General features: G+C 64.4%; 4 protein-coding genes. All 4 read left to right on the top strand.

Annotated elements, in window-relative coordinates; genetic code table 11:
• Window positions 1-902 (top strand): OPT/YSL family transporter (locus HP547_RS27620; RefSeq protein ID WP_172288616.1); only part of this gene is annotated, 902 nt, incomplete at its 5' end.
• 130 nt (window positions 903-1,032) lie between these two features.
• Window positions 1,033-2,733: an FAD-dependent monooxygenase gene (locus HP547_RS27615; protein ID WP_172288614.1), complete on the top strand. Its 1,701-nt coding sequence runs from the start codon at window positions 1,033-1,035 to the stop codon at window positions 2,731-2,733.
• 11 nt (window positions 2,734-2,744) lie between these two features.
• Window positions 2,745-2,927 carry a DUF2783 domain-containing protein gene (locus HP547_RS27610; protein WP_172219153.1) on the top strand — a complete coding sequence of 61 codons (183 nt, stop codon included), beginning with the start codon at window positions 2,745-2,747 and terminating at the stop codon, window positions 2,925-2,927.
• A 93-nt stretch (window positions 2,928-3,020) separates the two neighbouring features.
• On the top strand, window positions 3,021-4,002 hold a 982-nt coding region (locus HP547_RS27605), incomplete at its 3' end, for an MFS transporter (RefSeq protein WP_256676463.1).

Genomic DNA, 4,002 nt, shown 5'->3' with positions numbered 1-4,002 from the left:
CATTGGCTGTTCGCCTGGTGCACGTGCGGCGGCGATCACCCGCTGATGCACTGACCGCCCGGCCGCCGCGCGCCAGGCTGCGTTTTGCCCCGGCGGCTGCGTCGGGCCTGCTGCTGTCCATCGCGCTGGTCGTGACCCTGCAGGCGCTGCTGTTCGGGATCGACTGGTGGATGGCGCTGTTGAGCATCCCGTTGGCGGTATGCCTGGCCGTGGTCGCCGCGCGCGTGGTCGGCGCCACTGGTATCGCGCCCATTGGCGCCATTGGCAAGCTGTCGCAGCTCAGCTTCGGTCTGGTCGCCCCGGGCCAGGTGGCGATCAACCTCATGAGCGCCAACACGGCGGGCGGCGCGGCCGGGCAATCGACCGACCTGATGAACGACTTCAAGGTTGGCCTGGCGATCGGCGCCACCCCGCACAAGCAGCTGATTGCGCAGTGCATCGGAATTTTCATCGGCAGCGTGGTCGGCGTGCTGGTGTACCTGATGCTGATACCTGATCCGCAGGCCATGCTGCTCACCGAACAGTGGCCGGCCCCGGCCGTGGCGACCTGGAAAGCGGTGGCCCAGACCCTGACCCAGGGCCTGGGTGCGCTGCCGCCGGAGGTGCGTTGGGCGATCGTGGCCGGTAGTGGGGCCGGCGTGCTGCTGGGCGCACTGGACAGCCTGCTGCCGCAGCGTGTGGCGCGCTGGCTGCCGAGCACCGCGGCGCTGGGGCTGGCATTCATTCTACCGGCATCGATCGCCATGATGATGGGCCTTGGCGCGGTGCTGACCTGGCTGGTCAGTCGCCGCTGGCCGAGCATCACCGAGCGCTTCGCGATCACGGCGGCAGCCGGGTTGATTGCCGGTGAAAGCATCATGGGCGTAGGGGCATCGTTCTGGGAGATGCTGCGCACGCTATAGCACTGCGATAATCGTGGCCATCCACTGCAATTGTCCCCTGCAGGGGACATCGCCCGCCGCCGCCTCACGTACAGTCATTTGCACACCTGAAGAGCCCTGAGCTCATACAAGAATAAGGACGTGCATTGCCATGCATCAGCCCCAAAGCGAGCCGCGGCGCTCCCTGTATTTCGACTATCACGTGTTCCCTGCCCACACCGCCAGCGTCGGCGCCGCGCACCCTGACCGCAAACCGGTGGTGGTGGTCGGCGCCGGCCCGATCGGCCTGACCACCGCCCTGGACCTGGCCCGCCATGGCATCGCCTGTGTGGTGCTGGCGTCTGAGCGGCAGCTCAGCGAAGGCAGCCGGGCAATCGTGTTCACCCGCCGCTCGATGGAAATCCTGCAACAAGTGGGCGTGGCCGAGCGGGTCTGCGCGCTGGGCCTGCCATGGAGCTGCGGCAATTCGTTCTACCGCAACCAGCTGGTGTTCCGCATGGAAACCCCGCACGACCCGGACGACCGCCATGCACCCATGACCAACCTGCAGCAGCCCTGCCTGGAGCAGTTACTGGCAGAGGCTGCCGAGGCCAACCCGCTGGTGGACATCCGCTGGGGCAACCACGTGACCGGCCTGGCGCAGCATGACGGCTTCGCCCGCCTGAGCATCGATACCCCTGCCGGCAGCTATGAACTGGACGCCGACTGGGTGGTGGCGGCTGACGGCGCCCGCTCGGCGATCCGCACCTTGCTCGGCCTGAAACTGGAAGGCACCGCCTACGAAGGGCGGTTCGTGATCGCTGATATCAAGATCGACCTGGACCTGCCCACCGAGCGGCTGGCCTACTTCGATCCCGCCTGGAACCCGGGCAACACGGTGTTGATGCATCGCGAGCCGGGCAATATCTGGCGCATCGACTACCAGCTGCCGGAAAACGAGACCCCGGAGCAGGCGCTGCAACCTGAGTCCTTGCGCCGGCGCATCAACGCTCAACTGGAGATGCTCGGCGTCAAAGCCCCTGAGTGGGAGATGGACTGGAGTTCGGTGTATTCGGCGCGTGCCCTGACGCTGCCGGATTATCTGCACAAACGCGTGATATTCGCAGGGGACGCAGCCCACCTGTTGCCGATTTTCGGGGTGCGTGGCGCCAACACCGGCTTCCAGGATTGCCACAGCCTGGTATGGAAACTGGCGTTCACCCTCAAAGGGCTGGCAGGCCCGAGGCTGCTGCCTTCCTATTCCACCGAGCGGGTCAGTGCCGCGCGGGAAATCATCAGCGAGGCCGGCAAGAGCACCCGGTTCATGGCCCCGCCCAGCGCTGGTTACCGGCTTGTACGTGATGCAGTGCTGTCGTTGTCCCTGACCCAGGCATTCGTCCGCCCGCTGTACCACTGGCGCACCTCGCGGCCGCACGATTACGCCGATTCGGTGCTCAATTGTGCAACTGACGACAACGACCTGTTCAGTGCTGGGCCGCGCAACGGTGCGCCGATGCTGAACATCAAGCTGGCCGAAAACGACTACCTGTTCGACCGCCTTGGTGCGTGTTTCCACCTGCTCTGCTTCACCGACAGTGACTGTATCCCCAGCGATGTGCGCGCGCAGGCGACTGCCATTCGCGACAGCGGCGTGCCCTTGCAGATCATCGTGATTGCGCAAAGCGCGCAGCCTGCCATCACCGGCGCCGACCAGCTGATCGACGACCCGACGGGCCATATCGCCAGCAAGTACGGCATCACCCGTGGCGGCGCCTACCTGGTGCGGCCGGACCAGCACATCTGCGCCCGCTGGCAGCAACTGTCTGCCGAAAAACTGCACCTCGCCATCGACACCGCCCTGGGCAAACACTGAGAGCAACCGCAATGAATACCCTTAGCGCAACAGACCTGGAAGTGGTTTACGACGTACTGGCCGAAGCCCTGGACCAGGCCACACCGGCCAAGGCCGAGCTGTTTCTGACCAAGCTGGCCTTGCTCGGTGCCCAGGCTATCGGCGATGCCCAGACCTTCACCGAACTGACCCGATCCGCCCTGCAGGACCTGTAGAACCTGCGGCTGCACAAGCACCGGCGCAGCCCTTGCCTTGCGCGCCGGCACAGCGGCCGGTGCCGCTCAAACCAATAATAATCAGGCGCCCAGATGCACCACACCACAGCCCCCATTACCACCGCAACAACCACCGGCAACCCGCAGCAAGCGGTAATGCGCAAGGTTTCAAGGCGCTTGCTCGGCTTTTTGTTCGCCTGCTTTGTGCTGTCGTTTCTCGACCGTATCAACATCGGCTTTGCCGGCCTGACCATGATGGGCGACCTGGGGCTGAGCAGTACCCAGTTCGGCATGGCCACCACGCTGTTCTATATCGCCTACATCGCCTGTGGTATCCCCAGCAACATGGCGCTGGCCAAGGTCGGCGCGCGCAAATGGATCGGCAGCCTGATGATCGCCTGGGGGCTCGCCTCCACGGCGACACTGTTCGCGACCGATGCGCACAGCCTGTACTTGCTGCGAATCCTGGTCGGCATTACCGAAGCCGGTTTTCTACCTGGCGTGCTGCTGTACCTGACGTTCTGGTTCCCGGCGGCCTATCGGGCACGGGCCAATGCCCTGTTCATGATCGCCATGCCATTCACGGCAGGCTTCGGCTCGGCGCTTTCCGGCCTGATTCTTGGCCTGGACGGCACATGGGGGTTGCACGGCTGGCAGTGGCTGTTCCTGCTCGAAGGCATGCCATCGGTGATCATGGGTCTGGTGGTGTTCTACTACCTGAACGACAAGCCGCAACAGGCCCACTGGTTGAATGCACAGGAAAAGCAGCATTTGCAGCACGCCCTGGCCGCAGACACCCCGGCAGCCACCCCCACCCCCGAAGACAAGGGCCCCAGCCTGCTGCGCGAAATGCTCTCGCCCACGGTACTGATGTTCAGCCTGGTGTATTTCTGCCTGGTCAACACCCTGGCGATGATCGCCGTGTGGACGCCGTTGATCATCAAGAGCATCAGTGCCGCCGGCAGCAGTAACAGCACCATTGGCTTGCTGGCGATGATTCCACAGGTATGCACCATTATCGGCATGCTGGTGTGGGGCCTGCATTCCGACCGTACCCGGGAACGCAAATGGCACC

The sequence above is a fragment of the Pseudomonas sp. CM27 genome (assembly GCF_013179515.1).
GTDB lineage: Bacteria > Pseudomonadota > Gammaproteobacteria > Pseudomonadales > Pseudomonadaceae > Aquipseudomonas.
This window is presented reverse-complemented; position numbering and strand designations above follow the sequence as displayed.